Genomic DNA, 17,868 nt, shown 5'->3' with positions numbered 1-17,868 from the left:
ACAATTTTGGAATGTTTTTTCGAATACCCAAGTAATTCTATGCTATCGGTATAATATGCTAATTCAAAGTACCAGGGAATGACAAATTGTTAGGGAAAGGAATGATTTAGTTATGGTTATGCTTATCTTACTTAACAGTATCTATGAAAAAAATATTCTTTATTTCTGTTTCGATAATAGGAGTCATCGCTCTAGTTTTTTTCAGTGCTGAATATTGGATTGCTTATAAAATCAAAAACTCTTTAAACACTCGGGAATCAAGAAATTATGACTTAGTTTTTGAAGATGTTGATGTCAAGTTATTGCTTGGTAAAGTAGATTTGAATCATATTCTATTGGTTCCGCTTCACGATAGCTTGCCTTTTGAATTGGAGGGATCTATGGACCGAATGAAAATGAGCAATGTGAAATTGCTGGAATATATTTTCAAAAAAGATATTGAAATTGGTGAGTTGAGGTTGGAAAATCCATCTTTTAGATTGATCAGAAAAGATAGTCTTACCAATGTCAAACAAAGTTCTAGGGCATTTCAAGATGTGTTTGGGGATATTCTCCGAAGAGGTATTATCAGGAATTTTGTGGTTGAAGGAGGAAATGCTGAACTCTTGATGAAAGGGGATAGTCTAAGACGATTTGGAAGCTTTACCGATTTGACCATTTATGCAGAAGGAATCGAAACTGACTCCGTTTTGGTGACCAATATGGTTCCTTTTCAATTGGAGAAAATCAGGACTGGTGTCAAAAATCTAAGAATTCGAATGTCGGACAAGCAGGAGTTTAGAGTGGGCTCTGTTGATTTTAACTTTACAGAAGCCTATCTCTCTTTACAAGATATATCTATGGAGTTTGATGATGAGATTCTTGATTATTCCCATCAGTTGGACTACCAATCTGATTTATTTGAAATAGGGATAAAGGAGGTCAGATTTGATCAATTGGATACGAAGAGTGATGTGTATGGCAACTGGTCTGTGATTTCTCAAAAGATGTTGATCGATAGCCTGGTGATGGTGGATTTGAGAAACAAAAATAAAATCAGAGTTGATGAGGAGAGGAAACCAATGTTTGCAGGGATGCTTTCGCGAATTCCTTTTCCACTTGATATTGATACCCTTCAGATCAAAAACTCCAAAATCACCTATATCGAAGTGCCTAATGGAAATCAGACTGGTGGCGAAATTCGATTTGATAATTTGAATGCAAAAGTGACCGGATTGATCACCATCGATTCTTTGCAAAAGCAAAATCAGCTAATTATGGATGTGAATGCTGATTTTATGGGGATTTCTCCAGTGATGGCGCATTTTACAGTTCCATATAATCAAGAATATTTTTCATTGGATTTGGATGTGTCCAGACTAAATCTTCCACAATTGAATCCAATTTTGATTCCTTTGGCAAACATCTCGATTACTTCGGGAACAATGAGGAGTTTGAAATTGAATATGGATTCAAGAGACAACTCGGCTTATTCCACGGTCCAGTTTGACTATGAAGATCTAAAACTTGAAATCCGAAAATCAGGGCAATTAAGAGGACATAAACATGGAACTGCTTCCTTTTTAGCTAATATTGCCATTCGCTCTGACAATATTCCTGAAAAGAATAATCACCGAATTGCGAGGTTTCATTCAACCAGAAATCAATACCGAGGTCCATTCAATTTTATTTGGGAAACTACAAAAACTGGATTGATGGATATTACGCCTGGTGGTGTGGTCAAGCTGCTTTCCGGAATAGGGAAGGATTCTGGAAAAGGGAAATAGGGTAAGAGAGATTAGAGAAAGGAGAAAAGAGAAAAGAGATTAGGAATACGAGATAGAAGAAGGGAGATAAAATATAGGACAAAATAGATTGGGTTGCCACCTGCTTTAGCTGGTGGATCACAAAAAAAAACTGTTTGAACGGGCTTTAGCCTAATTTTTTAATTGATTTGGGTTAAAGCCGCAAGACTATTATTATCTTGTATAGATTTATTGCTGGTAAAATTCAACACTATTTAAAATTGTGAGATTAATGGCTTCAAGGTTTATTCCTTTTAGTTTTGTTCTTTAATCCAGACGGATTTTTTCAAAGATTACCAGATGACCGACATTACCACCGACAAACTCAAACTTGCTGCTCAATTTGTAAATAGTACCTCAGCTCCGATTTTTTTGACTGGGAAAGCAGGAACGGGGAAGACTACTTTTCTGAGAAACCTAGCCAAGGAAACTCATAAAAATTATGTGGTGGTGGCTCCAACAGGTATCGCAGCTTTGCATGCAAGAGGAGTGACAATCCATTCTCAGTTCTTATTGCCCCTGGGGAGTTTTCTGCCTGTTCGAGAGCCTGAGGGCAATTATACCGATCAATATGGATTCTTTACCCAGCATACTTTGGGAAGAAAACACCCGCTCAATAAAGTGAGAAAATCGGTTCTACGAGCCATTGATTTGTTGGTGATTGATGAGGTTAGTATGCTGAGAGCCGATGTGCTGGATGCAATTGATTACCGATTGAAAAGTGCCAAGAGCAATTTTAATGAGCCTTTTGGAGGGGTTCAGGTTTTGCTGATTGGCGATTTGTATCAGTTGCCTCCGATTGTGAGAGATCAGGAATGGGGAGTTTTAAACCGTTTTTATAACAGCATTCATTTCTTTGAGGCGAAAGCTCTTCAGAATTCAGGGTTGGTCTATCTGGAGCTGGACAAGATTTTCCGTCAGCAGGATCATGTGTTTATTGATTTGTTGAATCACTTGAGGGACAATCAACTGACAGATGATGATGTTCGGCTTTTGAATAAACATTATAAAAGCGCCGCTGAAATTCAAGAGGAAAAGGACTGTATCACCATCACCACGCATAATTACAAGGCCGATCAAATCAACCAAGGTGAGCTGGAAGCGTTGACGAGTAAGACCTTTTTCTATCGTGCTGAAGTGGAAGGAGACTTTCCGGAATCGCTTTATCCATTGCCTGAAACATTGGAACTCCGAGAAGGGGCACAAATCATGTTTGTCAAAAATGACAGCTCCGGAATGGCTTCTTATTTCAATGGAAAGCTGGCCACTGTCACTGAATTGTCCAAGGATTCAGTAACAGTCATCATGAAAGATGAGAATAGAGAATATATCCTGAGAAAGGAAACCTGGGAAAACAAAAAGTATGTATTAAATCCAGATACGAAGGAATTGGATGAGGATGTTGTAGGAACTTATTCTCATTTTCCTATAAAATTGGCTTGGGCCGTGACTGTTCATAAAAGCCAGGGTTTGACTTTTGACAAGGCAATTATCGATGTGGGGAAAGCTTTTGCTCCCGGGCAAGTGTATGTTGCTTTAAGTAGATTGAGAAGTCTGGATGGACTCTTTTTGAGAAGTAGAATCCAACCTAATTTGGTACATTCCGATCAACAGGTTGTTGAGTTTTCTTCCGGTTCCAAAGCCCATCAAAAGCTGGGAGAATTGCTTCATATTCATCAGAAAAGATACCTCCATCAATTGCTGGAGCTAACTTTTGACTTTACGCCGATTATCCGTGAACTCAATCAACATACCAAGGATCAAAGTGGAACCATGGAATTTGAGGATGAGGATATGCAAGCCACGATGCCGAAGATGTTGGAGAAATTCAGGGGAGAATCCGAAGTGACTCAAAAGTTCAGCAGACAATTGTTGTATTTACTTCATGAAGGAGATTTTGAAAAACTCAATGAAAGACTGGAAAAAGGAGGGGAGTACTACCGTAATTTCTTAGCAAATCGATTGCAGGAAATAGCCCTTCAATTGACTATGGTTTCCAGTTTTACCAAGACTCAAAAGATCCAGGAAGAACTGGAAGCTATCGAAGAGTTGATTCTTCGAAAGTATTTGGATATCAGTAAAATAAGAAATATTGTCAATGCAGTAAGCATTGGGGAGGTTCCTGGGAAAATGCAGAATGTTGAGCAGGCAATTCAGGACCTTCGAAAGCAGTTTTTCTTGCGTGCAAAAGAGATTTCTGAGGAAAAACTCAAGGCTATTAAATCCAAAACCGGAAAAAGGAAAAAGGGAGCGGCGGCACCTAAAAGACAAAAAGGTGATTCTCATGCAATGACTTTTTTACTTTTCGAGTCTGGGAAAGATATCAGATCAATCGCCATGGAAAGAGGCTTGGCTGAATCAACTATCAAAAGCCATATGGCTGAAGGAATTGCTGCAGGTAGATTTGAATTGGAGGACTGCTTGCCTCAAGAAGTTATCATAGAGATTATGGCAAGCTTGGAAAAATTTAAAACCATGAAAGAGCTTCGTGAGCACTTCAAAAACAAGTATGACTACGGAACTCTCAAGATGGTTTTTGCTGGGAATAGAGATATTTGAAAATAGCTAAGGGTTAAAAAGATTGGTAGATTTTGCTTTTTGTTGAAATTTCAAAAAATGGGTGGATTAAAATAACACCTTTAAATCTCGAAGGGTGCACTTATTTTATTTTTTAGGAGGTGATTTTAGATTTTTTTATTCAAAAGAGTACGCGAAACTGCCCATTTGAGTATGAGCAATCCGCGTACAACCAAACCCAATCTATCTAATTGTGTTGGAAGTTTTTGCCTATATTTCCTGTTATGGATTTAAAGAATAAATTTCCTGCATAAGTACCTTTACTGTGGTCTCGCCCCGATTAATTGCAACGTCAGCTAAAGGATTCCCTAATCCAAGCCTTCCTTCTAAATATTCCTTAGTAGTACCTGAGCTAGCGTTCCCAACAATTACCTCTAAAATACCGCCTTCGATAATATAATTAGAATGATATGGATGTACGTGATATGGTAAGGTTTCACCAGGTTCGATAGTCAATTCATAAATCACAATGCCAAATTCATCATGTTTTAACTCAGTCATTTTTGGAGCAATATAAAACGCCCCTTCTTTCCAATTAACCGAGTATAAATCTTTGTTTTCTTTTATAATCAAAGAATAGAATTCATGCATGAGTACTTTTATGGTTGTCTCGCCACGATTTATAGCCATATCACCTGCTGGAGCTCCTATTCCTGTTTGACCTGTTTCAAATTCGATTGTTGCTGACGTCAAGTCTTCGAAAATGATCTCCAGTGTACCACCCTGCATAATATAAAATGAATTGTAGGGATGTTCATGGTAGGGTAGTGTGTCACCTGGTTCAATAGTCAACTCATAAATCAAAACATTATGATCCTCTTTAAGGATATTTGTCATCTCTGGAGCAATATCAGTGGCTGCCAGATCCCGGATGTCAGTATTATCTTGTAGTTCAGAGTCGTCTATCACTGGATCAGTGTCCTTATCTGAAGATTTATCACAGGAAAAGAACGCAATCATTAGGACAAAGAGGAACGGGATGGAATTGAATCTATTTTTCATAATTAGATAATTTTGATTAAAAAAAATGTGCTTATATAGTTTGGTATGTTTAAAATCAGATAGGTTTAATATTTTGATTTATATGGAAAAAATTACTCGGGTCGTACTTGGTTTTTACCTCCACTAACCTGTCATAATTGCTTTTATAAGCAGCCATTACCCTTTCCTGGCCTTCGTTCATCAAAAAATTTATATATCCTCCTCCCATAGCAAATGGGCTTAAATCATCGTGATATTTTTTGCTCCAATCTGTAATCATTTTGGAATTAGCAGGATCAGGATCGATGCCTGCTATCACCTGTGCCCAGCGTGCATCCCGATTTGCCCAGGCTGTTTCACTATTCGCTACATCATGCACAGCCCCGTCAATAGGATAAAGGTGGGTAGTGGAATGAAAATTCGGGATATTTCCTCCGTATTTGACATTCACCTCAATAGCTTCATCCGGCAAATCTTTAAAATAGTGAGCTCGCCAATACCAGTTTAATCCCGGTGGATAAAGTGCATCGAACATTCCATTCAGAACTGGCATGGGCATTTCACCAACAAAATCCAATATGTGAGGTCCAAATTCGCGGATTGGTTTGAAAACTTCTGCAGCCTTTTCAATAGGTCCTGTATAATTCCACACTACACCGCATACATTTTTATTCCATAGGTTTTCAGGAAAGGGATCAGCGGGAGGGACAATTAGAAAGGCAAAGAAACCATATAGCTCCTTGGAGGCATTTTTGGTAAATTCATCATAGAACCTCATCGCTTCTTTTGCTTGCTCCAAAGGCCAAAACATAGGGCCAGCATAGACTTTTTTAACTTCAATTAATTTGAATTTGAAAGAAGTAACCACCCCAAAATTTCCACCACCACCGCGTAGTGCCCAAAATAGATCAGAATGAGAGTCTTTATTGGCAATTACTGTGTCGCCATTTGCAAGTACCACTTCACATTCGAGCAGGTTATCAATTGTCAACCCTGCTTTTCTACTCAAATACCCTAAACCGCCACCCAAGGTAAGTCCACTGATTCCAGTTGTACCGAAGATTCCACTAGGCAATGCGAGTCCATATTCGTGAGTAACGGCATCGATTTCACGCAACAAATTTCCGGCTCCGATTACAGCTGTTTTAGTATCTGGGTCAATAGATATGGTTTTCATTCCTGACAAGTCTATTACCAAGCCATTATCGACTACCCCAAGTCCCGCTCCGTTGTGCCCACCTCCACGTATGGAGACTTCCAACTTGTTTTTTACGGAATAATTAATCGCGTTTACTACATCTTGTGTGTTTTCACACACTACGATAATAGCGGGTTTCTTGTCGATCATAGCATTGTAGACCGCTCTGGCTTCATCGTAATTTGTGTCTGAAGGCCCTATTACTTGGCCTGTTAGTTCCTGAAGACTCATACCTTTCATTTATTTCCTGTTTGAATCATTAATGACACCTAATTTTTAGGTGCAGATAACAATTTGTTGATGTCATCTAAAAGTTTCATCATTGGTTTTTCGGGGCTAAAGTCTATTATCCTAGCATCTTCCAATACCATTACAGTATGACCTGGTGGCATATAAAACACTTCACCGGTTCCAACTTCAGCTTCGGATCCGTCTGTATGAACCACTTTCAGTTTTCCTTTTTCCAGATAACCCCAATGTGATACTTGACATAGGTCATCTTTTTGTCCTTTTAAAAGCGGAGTATAATCTGTACCTGCAGGTGGTTCGTTAATAGCAACTACCATATTGCCCCAACCTTGAAGTAAATTGACAGGATTGTTTTTGGGAAAATCAGCTTTTGAAATATGAAGCGTATTTTCAACAGAAGTAGAATTCTGGTTTTGTGCTACCAAAGTTTGGGAGCTTACGATCATTAAGGCAATACATGAGGTAAAGCAGACGGCTAATCTAGATTTCATAATCTACCTGATTTTAATTGTCAAATTATCACGCTCCGACCTCACAAAACTTTTTGTTCCATTCAAAGGATATTGCAAATATTTCTGCCGGATCGTTATTATATCGAGACTAATCTATTGTAGATTTTTTTGCCTGCCTGTTCTTAAAAGTCCAAAATATTTACTTTGCGGTTAGACTATTTTTATAATCTGAAGGGGTCACACCAAACCTGTCTTTAAAAACTCTGCTAAAGTGAGAAGCATTATTGAAGCCGCAATCGAAAGCTATGGAACTGACTGGATTGTCGGTAGTTTTTAGGTAAATGATAGCACGCTCCAAACGTTTTTTACTAAGCCACTTTCCTGGAGAGGTATCGTAATGATCCTGGAATTCTCGCTTGAAGGCTGACAAACTTCTATTTGCAATTTCTGCGAATTCCTCAAGCTTCAGATTAAACATAAAGTTGTTCTCCATGACTTCCCAAATGGGAACAATATAGCCTGTGGAGATAGCATTGACATAGGACAGGATATGCTTGTTGTCAGGATGTTTGAATATGTTATAGAGGAGCTCCTTAAACTTCATTTCAATGATTTCTTCGGGATAATCCTTGTCTTCATCGAAATAGGGGAGCATACTGAGGTAGCAGTTTTTTATCCTTTCATTTAAATGGACAAAAAGCAGCATGTCGTCTTTATGCGGTGGTAAGTCTTCCCATGATAAATGAGATCTGAATTCCTCTAAAACATTTTTGAAGTAATCGTCTTTCACGTAGAGAGCCAACACTTTCCAACCCTCAGTCTTATTATGCAACTCTTGATGAAAAGCAGTTCGTTTCAATAAAAAAGCAGTGTCCTCAGTGAGTTCCCATTTTTGGTTGCCTTTATAGAAATTCCGTCTGCCACCAAGAGAAAACACAAATTGATTGTAAGCACTGTACAGCTGCATCACTTTCTCCTTTTGGGGACAATTGTAAAATACATACAATTGATTTTTTACTGTAAAATGGCGAAATACCTTTTGGTCTGATTGGTGCACTTTGTAGGTACTGTAAACTGGCATAGGCTAGAGGTTAAATCATAGGAAAAATTTATATCCTAAAAGCTAAGATCAATTTGAAAAGTCATCTAGAGTGGGTTTTTCAAACTGATGAAGTTCATCTGCATGAAATGCAGTTAATTGTGTGTCTACTTCAATATAAGCAATAGATGCTTAGATTCCTTCCCCTAAAGCTATTAAACAACTATAAAAATATCTTGTTGAAATATTGATGGGTAGAGGTTTATAATCCGATTCAAGATTCTGCCAACAGTTTTTTAAAGGAAACCCTTCCAAATTGTCGTATTTTTATTTACGCCAATTGAAAACTTATTATTTAATTTCGATTGATTTGACTAGAAACTAAAGTGGGAAAAGTTATTTCTATTTCATTCTCTTTTGGGAATGAGACCAATTGGTTAAAGTCAACTTTCCAAAGATCAAGTTCGAATAAGTTCCCTTGCTTATCAATTGTTAACTCGAAATCAACTAAAATTCCATCATCATCCATAAAATTTCCCGAAACAATCCTTTCATTCCTTGATTGATTCTGATCTATATCAAATGAAATTGAACCCATTTTTTCATCTTTCAATTGGATTACCATTTCAGGAATTTCAACTTTTAAGGTAGAATGCTTCAGAAGGATTATAATAACCTGTTTTTCAGAATTCGAAATTTTTCTCATTGATTTTAGTTATTCCAAGCCACAATTATTCTTTCGAAATTTTATTTAGACCGATTTTCAATCCTTTGATTCCAGTATTTTCTATTTCAACCAAGTCTTCTGCCTGAATAAGGAATTGATTGGAAGAATTTCCATTGTAAAAAGTGGATCCTGAGGAAGTGAATAGAAATAATGTGTCTCCGATAATTTCAAAAGTTCCATCAAATTCAATCTCCCTTGAGGAATTGCCAAATTCCCAAGTTGAATCATAATATAGGCCAAGCCAATAACCCCCAATAGGAGCCTCTCTGTAGGCAGTCAATACGAGATCATCCAATTTAGGATTTGGTGGAAATAGAATTACTTCATGGACAAGGATAAGCAAAATAACCACCGCTCCAGATATCAGGAAACTATAAATAGACTTCTTCCAATGTTTAGGTTTTCGCTTGAAAATCTCAATTATGATGAAGGTAAGTGTCGCAAATAATCCGAGAAATCCAACCAATAAAATTATCAAACCAAAGAGAAATGAAGTCATTTTAAATTATTTGAAATCCCATCTATTTTGTTCTTTATTCCCTTACTACCTCAAAATAACCGCTTCCAATTTCTCCTCTACCATTTACCATTTTTGATAGAAACGAAGTAACTGTTATGCTTTTCGTCAATGGAAACTACTTTGAAAGGCTTTCCATTTTTGAAAATGATTCCTGCATTGTTGTCCATGGCATAGCCAGCTTTGAAGATGCCATTTGCGATGTTTTTCTCATAAAGCGGTCTTCGATACTCCTCAGCATCATAATGTGGGCTATGGCTATAAGGAAGAAAGCCTAAACCTTCCACTACACTCAGTTCAATAGGACGGGAATCGGTAGTTCCATTTTCAAACCAACAAAGAGATCCTGCACTTCCTCCCGCCAAAACAATTCCCTTTTCCAAGGCTTTTTTCAGCACCACATCGATTCCTTGGGCTTTCCAAATCGCCATCATATTCAGCGTATTTCCTCCGCCTACTACTATCGCATCTACATTCAACAACACCTCTTCAAAGGTCTGCTTTTGATTGTAAGAACTAATCCAAACCCGCTGAACCGATGGCTCTACAGAAAGATCATGGACCAATTCATACCAGCGAATGATGTTTCTCTCACTATCCCCGGAAGCAGTGGGCAAGAAACAAATCTTGGGTTTTTCTTTGCCTGTCAGTTTGATGATTTCATTGATAAATAACTTGTTGGGACCACTTCCGAAAGGAAAGATATATTGGTCTTGAGCATAGGAAGTTCCTAGGAAAAGAATTGAAAAGACTAATAAGAGTAGAGACTTTTTCATCTGAGTATAGGTTGCTGGATTGTGGAAGATTGAATATACATATGTAGCGGTTTCGTTTAGCAAATATTCCTCAAATGGTCGTTTGATTTCTTGAACTCGTATGCTATGATTTATTGCTAATTCAAACTATTAATTATAACCAAAAAAGAAAGGCCACCCATTGCTGGATGGCCCGTACCCTATAAATGAATCGGGTAGCTGGTTTATTTCTTGCCAAAGTATTGGTCGTGAAAATGATATCTAGACTCTACTTCTGATTTCTTTTCTTCGCTTACGACATCGATGACCAAATAGGGTGGATGGGTGTCGTTTCCTTTTACAGGGTTCCAATTTACTAAACCTTCTCCATTTGGATTGCCTGTTTTGATAAAGTTTGCAAAGTAATTTTGCATTTGGCTGGAAACCTTGTAATCATCCGCCGTCCAAGCATACTCATGCACCAAGGGAAGGTTGCCCATTGCATATTCGATTTCGCAGGCATGAGGAGCACCAATAGCTTTTGGAGCTTCCTGTCCATTTCTTTCCATCGTTCCCCCTGCTAATCCAGGAATCAAATCCTGATTTTTCAATTCAGGTCTCAGTTTGCTATACATATAACGATAAACCGGCTGATCTGAATTCTTAGCTTGGAGATCTAGCCATTTCCAGGTAGAATAAACAATAAATCGATCTGCTGCCAAATTGGTGGCGGCCCATTCAACTTCTTCAGGAGTCTGGTGCGGATGTGCCGCTAAAACTACCTCCCATTGTTCAGGATATGTTTCTTTTACTTTCTCTATAAAAGCCTCTTTAGTATAAGGTTTTCCTTGCATAAATGCCATTCCTGGGATCTCAGCGGAGTTCCATCCAGCCATCAATGGGACTTGGGCCTGCTCTTTTGCTTCAAAAATCTCAGGAAGTGTTTTCGGGAGGAAGTATCCATCTATGCTCACTGGAAAACCAAAACGTCCTGATTCCTGATAGATCTCATAGATATCCTTAGAGGATAAAGCTCTCAATTCCGCCAAAGAGTTTATCCCTGCTTTTTCAGCGAATTCTTTCCCTATTGCTTCAGCTTCTTTCATTGGCATTGGTGCGAGAGTTGGATTGATACCTGCGCCACTTTCACCAATTGCACCGGCAATTAAGTCTTTGGAAAGAGGAGAAGCCATCTGATAGCTGACAGAAATAGAACCCGCAGATTCTCCGGCAATAGTTACTTTTTTTGGATCCCCTCCAAAAGCTTCGATGTTTTCTTTCACCCATTGCAAAGCCATATTTTGGTCCAGTAGACCATAGTTTCCAGATCCTTTGTAGCTGCTTTCTGCACTTAGTTCAGGATGAGAGTAGAATCCGAAAATTCCCAATCTGTAATTCACGGTTACTACTACGATTCCTTTTTGAGCCATGCTTTCACCATCATATCGAGGTTCTGAGCCATCACCTGCTACAAATCCACCTCCATAGAAGTAGACCAAAACTGGAAGGTCTTTCGTGTTCCTTTTCGAAGGAGTCCAAACATTCAGGTAAAGACAATCTTCACTGATTCCATCAGATCGGAAATTCATATCTCCGAATACAGGAGCTTGCATCGCTCGAGGACCAAAGTGCTTTGTCTCTTTGATTCCAGACCAATTTTTTGCCGGAAGTGGAGCTTTCCATCTTAAATCACCTACAGGCGGTTGCGCAAATGGAATACCTAGATATTTTTGTACTCCGGTTTTGGTGTCATACATTCCTTCAATCGTTCCATTTTTGATTTTCGTTTGGACATCAAAGGAGTTATTGATTTGAGCAGAAGTTTCTTTTGAACTTGCTTGTAAAATCACCATAATTAGAAAGAAAACAAGATAGGATTTCATAGATTGGGATTATTGTTTCGAATAGAGACAATAGTACTAGCAATTCGATTGAAATCCTAGATTATTTATTAGAAAAAGCCCATGAACAAGCCAGACCCAAAAGACTTTCTTCCCCACATAGCTTATGATTCAGTTGTATTTGGATTTTCGGGAGACCAACTCAAAATTCTTTTGATGGAATACCATAATACTGGTTGGTTTGCTTTGCCAGGTGGCTTTGTGAAAATAGATGAGGCTTTGGATAATGCAGTGCAAAGAGGGCTTAGAGAAAGAACTGGATTGGACGAAGTTTATTTAGAGCAGTTTCACACTTTTGGTTCTATGGAGCGAGTGAAGCCAGAGGTCATGAAGAAGATTTTTAAAGCCAGAAATCAAGATGTTTCAGATGATTACTGGATGTTGGATCGATTTATTTCGGTGGCTTACTATGCTTTGATCGATTATGAAAAAGTTGAGCCTAAAAAGGATATGCTTTCTGATTCAATAGGTTGGTATGCAATAGATCAGATCCCTGAATTGATTTTTGATCACAATTTTATTGTAGAAAAGGCTTTAGAGCACTTGAGAACGCATTTGGATCAAAAGCTTCTTTCAGTAAATCTGTTGCCAGAAAGATTTACGATGAAAGAATTACAAACAGTCTACGAAGCTATCTTAGGAGAAAGCCTAAACAGAGCCAATTTCCAAAGGAAGATGCTTGGTTTGGGGATTTTGGAAAGACATGAAAAGCTGTTCTCTGGCGGCTCTCATAAAGCTCCGTATTTATATTGCTTTAAAGGGAAATGATTAAAAGTTTACATTTTCTGAAATAGTTGACCCTGCCAAATTCCCTGTAGGAAGCTTGAAATTTAGGTTTTTGGAATTTGAATTGAATTTAAATTCTCCTTTTACATTTCCTGAAAGTTTTTGGGTAGGATCAGCATAATTGATGGTCCATTCACCATCATCAGTTTGGCAGGCAAGGACTACACCCGGTTGGTCCATACTTATAGTATTCCCATTCCATTCCAATTTGCCCTTTTTATAAAATACTACTCCCAAAAGTTTGTTAGAATTATCCCAAACAGCCTGAATATCTGAGGAGTTTTCTACAATTTCTATTGATGAAACAGAAGCGGAGGAAATACCATCTGGAGACTCAATTCCCGGGAGAAGTATGTATGAATATTGACTATTGGACGGGTTCAATTGATGGTCGATCCATAAATTGAAAACATTCATTTCAATTTTTTTGTCAGATGAATTGGAGTTAATAGCTTTCCATGATCCAGATTGAGTTTGGGCTGAAAGTCGGATGTTTTGTGAACTTGGGAAATAGTAAGCGATCGCATCATGCCAAACCCATTTTAGATCTTTGTCAAAATGCGCTTCTTTTTCAGTAAACTCCTTAAGCGATGTATTTTCTCCAGTCCAGACTTCTCCTTTTTTCAAAGATTGATTAATAGTGGTATAGATAGGCTCGGGCCTATCAGCGGAAATACCTGCTCCTAGACAAATGACTTTATCATCAAAGAAAAACCACGCTTTTTTGGCTTTAGTTTTATAAGCATCCATTTGGTATGTAGTGACACCGTTAATACCGTCACTGACTCCTCCTACAAAATCAACATTGCCATTTTCCGCAACCCAATTGGTTCTTTTTTTAAGTTTTTGATTTGCTGGCGTGGTAGTTCCAGGGATCATATACCATTTCCAAACTGGAAAAATATTAAAGTATTCATTCCCGTCAACCGCTATATACATGGCGCCTTCAGTCAAAAACTGTCCATTTAAATTTTCTCCGTTTCCTGACTCTGTTCGAATAGTTCGGTTTGAAGCAATGTTGACACTCACCATAAATTCTGGCCTGTGGTGAACAGTGTAATCTGATCTCCAGTAGTGTGTGTGGCTTGGCTCTACCCCAAAAGAAGTGGATTCATCTTCTTGGATTCGTTTGATAGCATCTCCATAGGTTTTGGTAGATTCATCTGGCACAACATCTCTCAATTGCTTCACCAAATTTGAATTGGTTCTGGTGGCATTATTTCTGGATATTCCTCTGCCAATGACACTATAATCAATGTATTTGCCTCTGATGACTTGTAAGTAACCTTTTTTGACGAAGTCAGAAATTAATTCCATCTGCTCAGGAGTATATGAGAATCGGGTTCCTTTTACATATACTTCAATATTTCTTATGCCTGAAAGATATTCCATTCCATAACCATGCATGTAAAGTTCAGGACCATGTGCATGAAAAGAATAGTCTCGCTGAATGCCATCCTTCTCAGAAAACCTGATGGATTCAGAAGTCATTTTCACAGATTCTGAAAGTAAATTTTCATTTTTGGTCAATGCTGCCTGCATAATTCGATGCTGGGCGATATCTGTCAGATTAGAACCGTCTTTTCCTGGGGATTTGGAAGTGGAAACAGTCATATTCATCCATTTGATGAGGTTGTTTTCCAATTCTTGCGGTAATTTTTTTGTACCAAATCTCATCGCTGAAAGTAACTTTCCGATCTCTTGAGGAACACTGATACTGATCCACCACCAATTACTGGAATTAGGGGCAGGGTTTAGATTAATCCAATATTCTGCTGCTGAGATGATTTGATTATATACTTTTTCCGAACCAAAAAGCTCACTTTCCTTTCTCGTATAGGCTTTAGTCAAGGTTCCTATCCGCTTGATATGACGATCAGGTTTCCATCCAGTACCAGATTGATCTTTGTAGTTGATATCTTCCCAAGAACCGTTTTCTTTTATTGATTCACTCCATTCTTTCGCTTCTTTGTTTAGCGTAGCAGTATTGGGAGAGCTTTGGTATTCTTCAAAAACTCTTTCTAATATCAAGTCATACTCATCTCCATTTTGGGAGTATCCTTGACTTTGCATGAATAAAAAAGATAGGCATAGGAAAACAAAAATTTTGGAAAGGGCTTTCATATCAAACAATTTGGTTTAGCTAGTTAAATTTAAAAATGTACGTTAAGGATAGCAATCGTAATAAAAGAAAAGAGGGATTTTATATCCCTCTTGATGCTTATTTTTTATTGATGGTATTTTCCTGAATGGGCTCTGTGAGTATACTTAAGATAGTTTTGATGCCTTCTCTGTAATTCCCCAATCGAATATTTTCATTGGGGCTATGCTGGTTGTTGTCAGCATTTACAGTAGGAATAGTGACAGCTGGAACTCCTAAAGCATCTACAAAGGGTGAAATTGGAATACTTCCACCAGAGATTCTAATTTGGATTGGATCTTTATCAAATGCTCTTTTCATGGCTGTGCGCAACCATTCACCGGTTTCAGAATCCATAGGTGTGCGAAATGCCTGATAGGAAATTGAATAATCCATTTTTACGATTTTTGGATACTTCATTCTTTCCTCATCACTTGGGTCATGATCTAGGATTTGAAATCCTTGCTCTTTTATATGCTCTTTGATCAATTCGAAAAGCCTTACTGGATCAGATTCTGGGACCAAACGCATATCGATTTCGGCCAAAGCAGTCGCTGGTACTATCGTCCTCGCTTCAGAACCTACCCAAGCTGATTCCATTCCTCTGATGTTTAACGAAGGATATTGAATACTTTCTTGGTAAGTGTTCCCAACCTTATCTGTCCTTCCTAATCCCAATCGGTTTTGAATAGCCTTTTCATCATCTGGAACAGATTTTAGGATTACTTTTTCTGCTTCAGTTAGATTGATACCATCATAAAATCCCGGAATGATAACTCTTCCTTCCTCATCTTTCATACTTGCCAAAAGCTGAGCCAAAAGAAATGCAGGATTAGGAGCATAGTTTCCATAATGACCGCTATGTTGAGGAGTTTTAGGACCATAAGTTGTCAATGTCATTCTAGAAATCCCACGTGCTCCATAACTTAAGGTCGGGAGGTTGGAGGTATGTCTTGGGCCATCCATAATTAGCATCAGGTCGGAAGCCAATTCATTTTTGTATTTGTCCACAGCTGCAGGAAGGAGTGGAGAACCTTTTTCTTCTTGAAAATCCAAAATGATTTTGATGTTGTAATCCGGAGAAAGGTTTGCGCCAATCATTGCATCCCAAGCAGTCAAGAACATAGCAAAAGGGCCTTTATCATCTGAAGTCGATCTTGCAAAGATTCTCCATTCTGGATCATATTTTTCATCCAATAAAGACATTGGAATACTTTCCCATTCCCCATTTGGTTTTTTTGACTTGAGTTCAGGATTGTAAGGATCTTCTTGGTTCCATTTAGATAAGTCGACAGCTTGTCCGTCAATGTGGAAATACAAAAGCGCAGTTTTAGTCGCATTGGGTTCTTTTTTCTCTGCAAGAAGAAGAGGTATGCCTCCCGTATCCAGTCTTTCCGATGTCCAGTTTCTTTTGGAAAACTGATCTTCACACCAAGCAATATTTACTTCAATTTGCTCAGGGAAAGTGGCATCATTTGGCATAGAGACAATCTCTTTAAGGAGGTCAAGTCCATGATGCCAACTTTGCGTAGTTAGTTCATCCAATTGCTTTTGGGTTGGAGTTTGGGAATATCCCAGTATGGGAATAAGTAAGCCTAATAGGAGTAATGGTTTTTTCATAAAGGATTAAAGGTTCTATTTGGTGGTTATATTTCTTCGTCTGGGATTGCCATGGTATGATTGGCAAGCAATTGCCACTGGTTTCCTTTGAGGACATAAGTTCTCATGAAATGATAAGTGGTTGGTGTTGGACCCCGGTCAACTACAGTGATACCTGTGACGATAGCTGTTGATCCATCGATGATGACTTTTACATCCCTGGAATCGCGGGACCGGGTATTGTTATTAGGATTTTTGACCGCATTTTTTGCTCTCTTGACTACATCTTCCTTGGAGTCTACCATTGACATATGGTTGTGTACCCAAATGAAATCCTCTGCAAGAAAGGATTCCAAAAAGTCGGGATCGGGACTAAGGTTCACATCTTCCCAAGATCGGTCAATTTGCTTCAACTGGTCCTCTGTCCAAGTCTGAGCAAATGCGGAATTGGAACAAAAGAATATACAAAGAGCAAAAACTATTAAAAATCGAGTGTTCATCTTAAGGGGTTTTATCTGCTTAATTTCTATAATTTTCTTGACTTTCGGTTTTAAAGGATTCAATTCATTGTGAATTAGGCTTTTACTGTTTCAAATTGTATTTTAGAGTTGTTCTTTTAAACTATTTATTTGATTTATATGAGTTCAGTTGCTGCAATCAGTTCTCAGCCTTCCGATTTTTCTATTTTAAAGTCTCAGTTTTTGACTTGCTACGATGAGTTATCAAAAATGGCGAGACAAAAGTTGAAGTTTGAATACAATTCAGACACTTTGGATACATCTGCTTTAGTCCATGAAGCATACTTGAAACTGGAAAACCATGAAAATGGCTTCCAAAATAAATCTCATTTTATGGCTATTGCAGCAATAGTGATGAGAAGGTTTTTAGTGGATTATGCTCGGCAGAAAAAGAGACAAAAAAGAGGAGGAGATCAGATCCAACTGACGTACGGGGCAGTTAACCAGGCTATTTTTACTACTCCAGAAGAGGTTATTAATCTCAATGAAGCGTTGACCCGACTTAAGTTTATTAATAATAGACATTGCCGGGTCGTTGAGTATCATTTTTTTGGAGGATACAAGCATGAAGAGATTGCCAAAATGATGGGGGTGTCTATTGATACTATCAGAAGAGATTGGCGTCTTGCCAAAGCATGGCTTAGTAAAGAGCTTAAAAATTAGGCA

Annotated in this window: 15 protein-coding genes; 4 read left to right on the top strand and 11 right to left on the bottom strand. The window is 38.2% G+C overall.

Annotated features, from left to right (window positions below; genetic code table 11):
• Positions 1-143 precede the first annotated feature (143 nt).
• Entirely contained in the window at positions 144-1,766 is a 1,623-nt protein-coding gene (locus tag BUF13_RS04155; protein ID WP_073570456.1) for an AsmA family protein, read from the top strand.
• Between the two features lie 318 nt (positions 1,767-2,084).
• The gene (locus tag BUF13_RS04150; protein WP_073570455.1) at positions 2,085-4,343 is read left to right on the top strand and encodes a helix-turn-helix domain-containing protein; all 2,259 of its coding nucleotides are present in this window, start codon (positions 2,085-2,087) and stop codon (positions 4,341-4,343) included.
• Positions 4,344-4,583: 240 nt separating this feature from the next.
• Here the strand turns inward: BUF13_RS04150 and BUF13_RS04145 are convergent, their stop codons facing one another.
• From BUF13_RS04145 to BUF13_RS04110, 8 genes are all read right to left on the bottom strand, one after another.
• Positions 4,584-5,363: a cupin domain-containing protein gene (locus BUF13_RS04145; RefSeq protein WP_073570454.1), complete on the bottom strand. Its 780-nt coding sequence runs from the start codon at positions 5,361-5,363 to the stop codon at positions 4,584-4,586.
• A 55-nt stretch (positions 5,364-5,418) separates the two neighbouring features.
• Positions 5,419-6,780, bottom strand: a complete 1,362-nt coding sequence (locus tag BUF13_RS04140) for an FAD-binding oxidoreductase (RefSeq protein ID WP_073570453.1) — start codon at positions 6,778-6,780, stop codon at positions 5,419-5,421.
• A gap of 29 nt (positions 6,781-6,809) precedes the next feature.
• On the bottom strand, positions 6,810-7,280 hold the full coding sequence (locus BUF13_RS04135) for a cupin domain-containing protein (protein ID WP_073570452.1): 471 nt from the start codon (positions 7,278-7,280) through the stop codon (positions 6,810-6,812).
• A 160-nt stretch (positions 7,281-7,440) separates the two neighbouring features.
• Positions 7,441-8,322, bottom strand: a complete 882-nt coding sequence (locus BUF13_RS04130) for a helix-turn-helix domain-containing protein (protein ID WP_073570451.1) — start codon at positions 8,320-8,322, stop codon at positions 7,441-7,443.
• A gap of 313 nt (positions 8,323-8,635) precedes the next feature.
• Positions 8,636-8,986 (bottom strand): DUF6984 family protein, encoded by a 351-nt coding sequence (locus tag BUF13_RS04125; RefSeq protein ID WP_073570450.1) that lies wholly within the window; start codon positions 8,984-8,986, stop codon positions 8,636-8,638.
• Positions 8,987-9,011: 25 nt separating this feature from the next.
• Positions 9,012-9,506 carry a hypothetical protein gene (locus tag BUF13_RS04120; RefSeq protein ID WP_073570449.1) on the bottom strand — a complete coding sequence of 165 codons (495 nt, stop codon included), beginning with the start codon at positions 9,504-9,506 and terminating at the stop codon, positions 9,012-9,014.
• 77 nt (positions 9,507-9,583) lie between these two features.
• Positions 9,584-10,300 carry a Type 1 glutamine amidotransferase-like domain-containing protein gene (locus BUF13_RS04115; RefSeq protein ID WP_073570848.1) on the bottom strand — a complete coding sequence of 239 codons (717 nt, stop codon included), beginning with the start codon at positions 10,298-10,300 and terminating at the stop codon, positions 9,584-9,586.
• A 203-nt stretch (positions 10,301-10,503) separates the two neighbouring features.
• On the bottom strand, positions 10,504-12,141 hold the full coding sequence (locus tag BUF13_RS04110; RefSeq protein ID WP_073570448.1) for a carboxylesterase/lipase family protein: 1,638 nt from the start codon (positions 12,139-12,141) through the stop codon (positions 10,504-10,506).
• 81 nt (positions 12,142-12,222) lie between these two features.
• Here BUF13_RS04110 and BUF13_RS04105 point away from each other — a divergent pair, with 81 nt between their 5' ends.
• Positions 12,223-12,927: an NUDIX hydrolase gene (locus BUF13_RS04105; protein ID WP_073570447.1), complete on the top strand. Its 705-nt coding sequence runs from the start codon at positions 12,223-12,225 to the stop codon at positions 12,925-12,927.
• Here the strand turns inward: BUF13_RS04105 and BUF13_RS04100 are convergent, their stop codons facing one another.
• The 3 genes from BUF13_RS04100 to BUF13_RS04090 form a co-directional block, all read right to left on the bottom strand.
• Entirely contained in the window at positions 12,928-15,018 is a 2,091-nt protein-coding gene (locus BUF13_RS04100) for a polysaccharide lyase family 8 super-sandwich domain-containing protein (protein ID WP_166669808.1), read from the bottom strand.
• A 148-nt stretch (positions 15,019-15,166) separates the two neighbouring features.
• A complete protein-coding gene (locus tag BUF13_RS04095) occupies positions 15,167-16,705 on the bottom strand; it encodes a M20/M25/M40 family metallo-hydrolase (protein WP_073570445.1) in 1,539 nt (512 codons plus the stop codon).
• A 26-nt stretch (positions 16,706-16,731) separates the two neighbouring features.
• A complete protein-coding gene (locus tag BUF13_RS04090) occupies positions 16,732-17,184 on the bottom strand; it encodes a nuclear transport factor 2 family protein (RefSeq protein ID WP_073570444.1) in 453 nt (150 codons plus the stop codon).
• A gap of 138 nt (positions 17,185-17,322) precedes the next feature.
• On the opposite strand from BUF13_RS04090, the gene BUF13_RS04085 reads away from it, so the two are divergent.
• Complete coding sequence (locus BUF13_RS04085; RefSeq protein WP_073570443.1) at positions 17,323-17,865, top strand: ECF-type sigma factor; 543 nt, start codon at positions 17,323-17,325, stop codon at positions 17,863-17,865.
• Positions 17,866-17,868 lie beyond the last annotated feature (3 nt).

The sequence above is a fragment of the Algoriphagus zhangzhouensis genome, assembly GCF_900148515.1.
GTDB lineage: Bacteria > Bacteroidota > Bacteroidia > Cytophagales > Cyclobacteriaceae > Algoriphagus > Algoriphagus zhangzhouensis.
Note: the sequence above shows the minus strand (reverse complement) of the source record. Positions and strands in the feature narration are given on the sequence as shown.

Coding starts and splice junctions, on each gene's coding strand:
- BUF13_RS04135 (WP_073570452.1), bottom strand. CDS start 7,280: ATGAAATCTAGATTAGCCGTCTGCTTTACCTCATGTATTGCCTTAATG.
- BUF13_RS04155 (WP_073570456.1), top strand. CDS start 144: ATGAAAAAAATATTCTTTATTTCTGTTTCGATAATAGGAGTCATCGCT.
- BUF13_RS04105 (WP_073570447.1), top strand. CDS start 12,223: ATGAACAAGCCAGACCCAAAAGACTTTCTTCCCCACATAGCTTATGAT.
- BUF13_RS04130 (WP_073570451.1), bottom strand. CDS start 8,322: ATGCCAGTTTACAGTACCTACAAAGTGCACCAATCAGACCAAAAGGTA.
- BUF13_RS04090 (WP_073570444.1), bottom strand. CDS start 17,184: ATGAACACTCGATTTTTAATAGTTTTTGCTCTTTGTATATTCTTTTGT.
- BUF13_RS04100 (WP_166669808.1), bottom strand. CDS start 15,018: ATGCAAAGTCAAGGATACTCCCAAAATGGAGATGAGTATGACTTGATA.
- BUF13_RS04095 (WP_073570445.1), bottom strand. CDS start 16,705: ATGAAAAAACCATTACTCCTATTAGGCTTACTTATTCCCATACTGGGA.
- BUF13_RS04125 (WP_073570450.1), bottom strand. CDS start 8,986: ATGAGAAAAATTTCGAATTCTGAAAAACAGGTTATTATAATCCTTCTG.
- BUF13_RS04120 (WP_073570449.1), bottom strand. CDS start 9,506: ATGACTTCATTTCTCTTTGGTTTGATAATTTTATTGGTTGGATTTCTC.
- BUF13_RS04150 (WP_073570455.1), top strand. CDS start 2,085: ATGACCGACATTACCACCGACAAACTCAAACTTGCTGCTCAATTTGTA.
- BUF13_RS04110 (WP_073570448.1), bottom strand. CDS start 12,141: ATGAAATCCTATCTTGTTTTCTTTCTAATTATGGTGATTTTACAAGCA.
- BUF13_RS04115 (WP_073570848.1), bottom strand. CDS start 10,300: ATGAAAAAGTCTCTACTCTTATTAGTCTTTTCAATTCTTTTCCTAGGA.
- BUF13_RS04085 (WP_073570443.1), top strand. CDS start 17,323: ATGAGTTCAGTTGCTGCAATCAGTTCTCAGCCTTCCGATTTTTCTATT.
- BUF13_RS04145 (WP_073570454.1), bottom strand. CDS start 5,363: ATGAAAAATAGATTCAATTCCATCCCGTTCCTCTTTGTCCTAATGATT.
- BUF13_RS04140 (WP_073570453.1), bottom strand. CDS start 6,780: ATGAAAGGTATGAGTCTTCAGGAACTAACAGGCCAAGTAATAGGGCCT.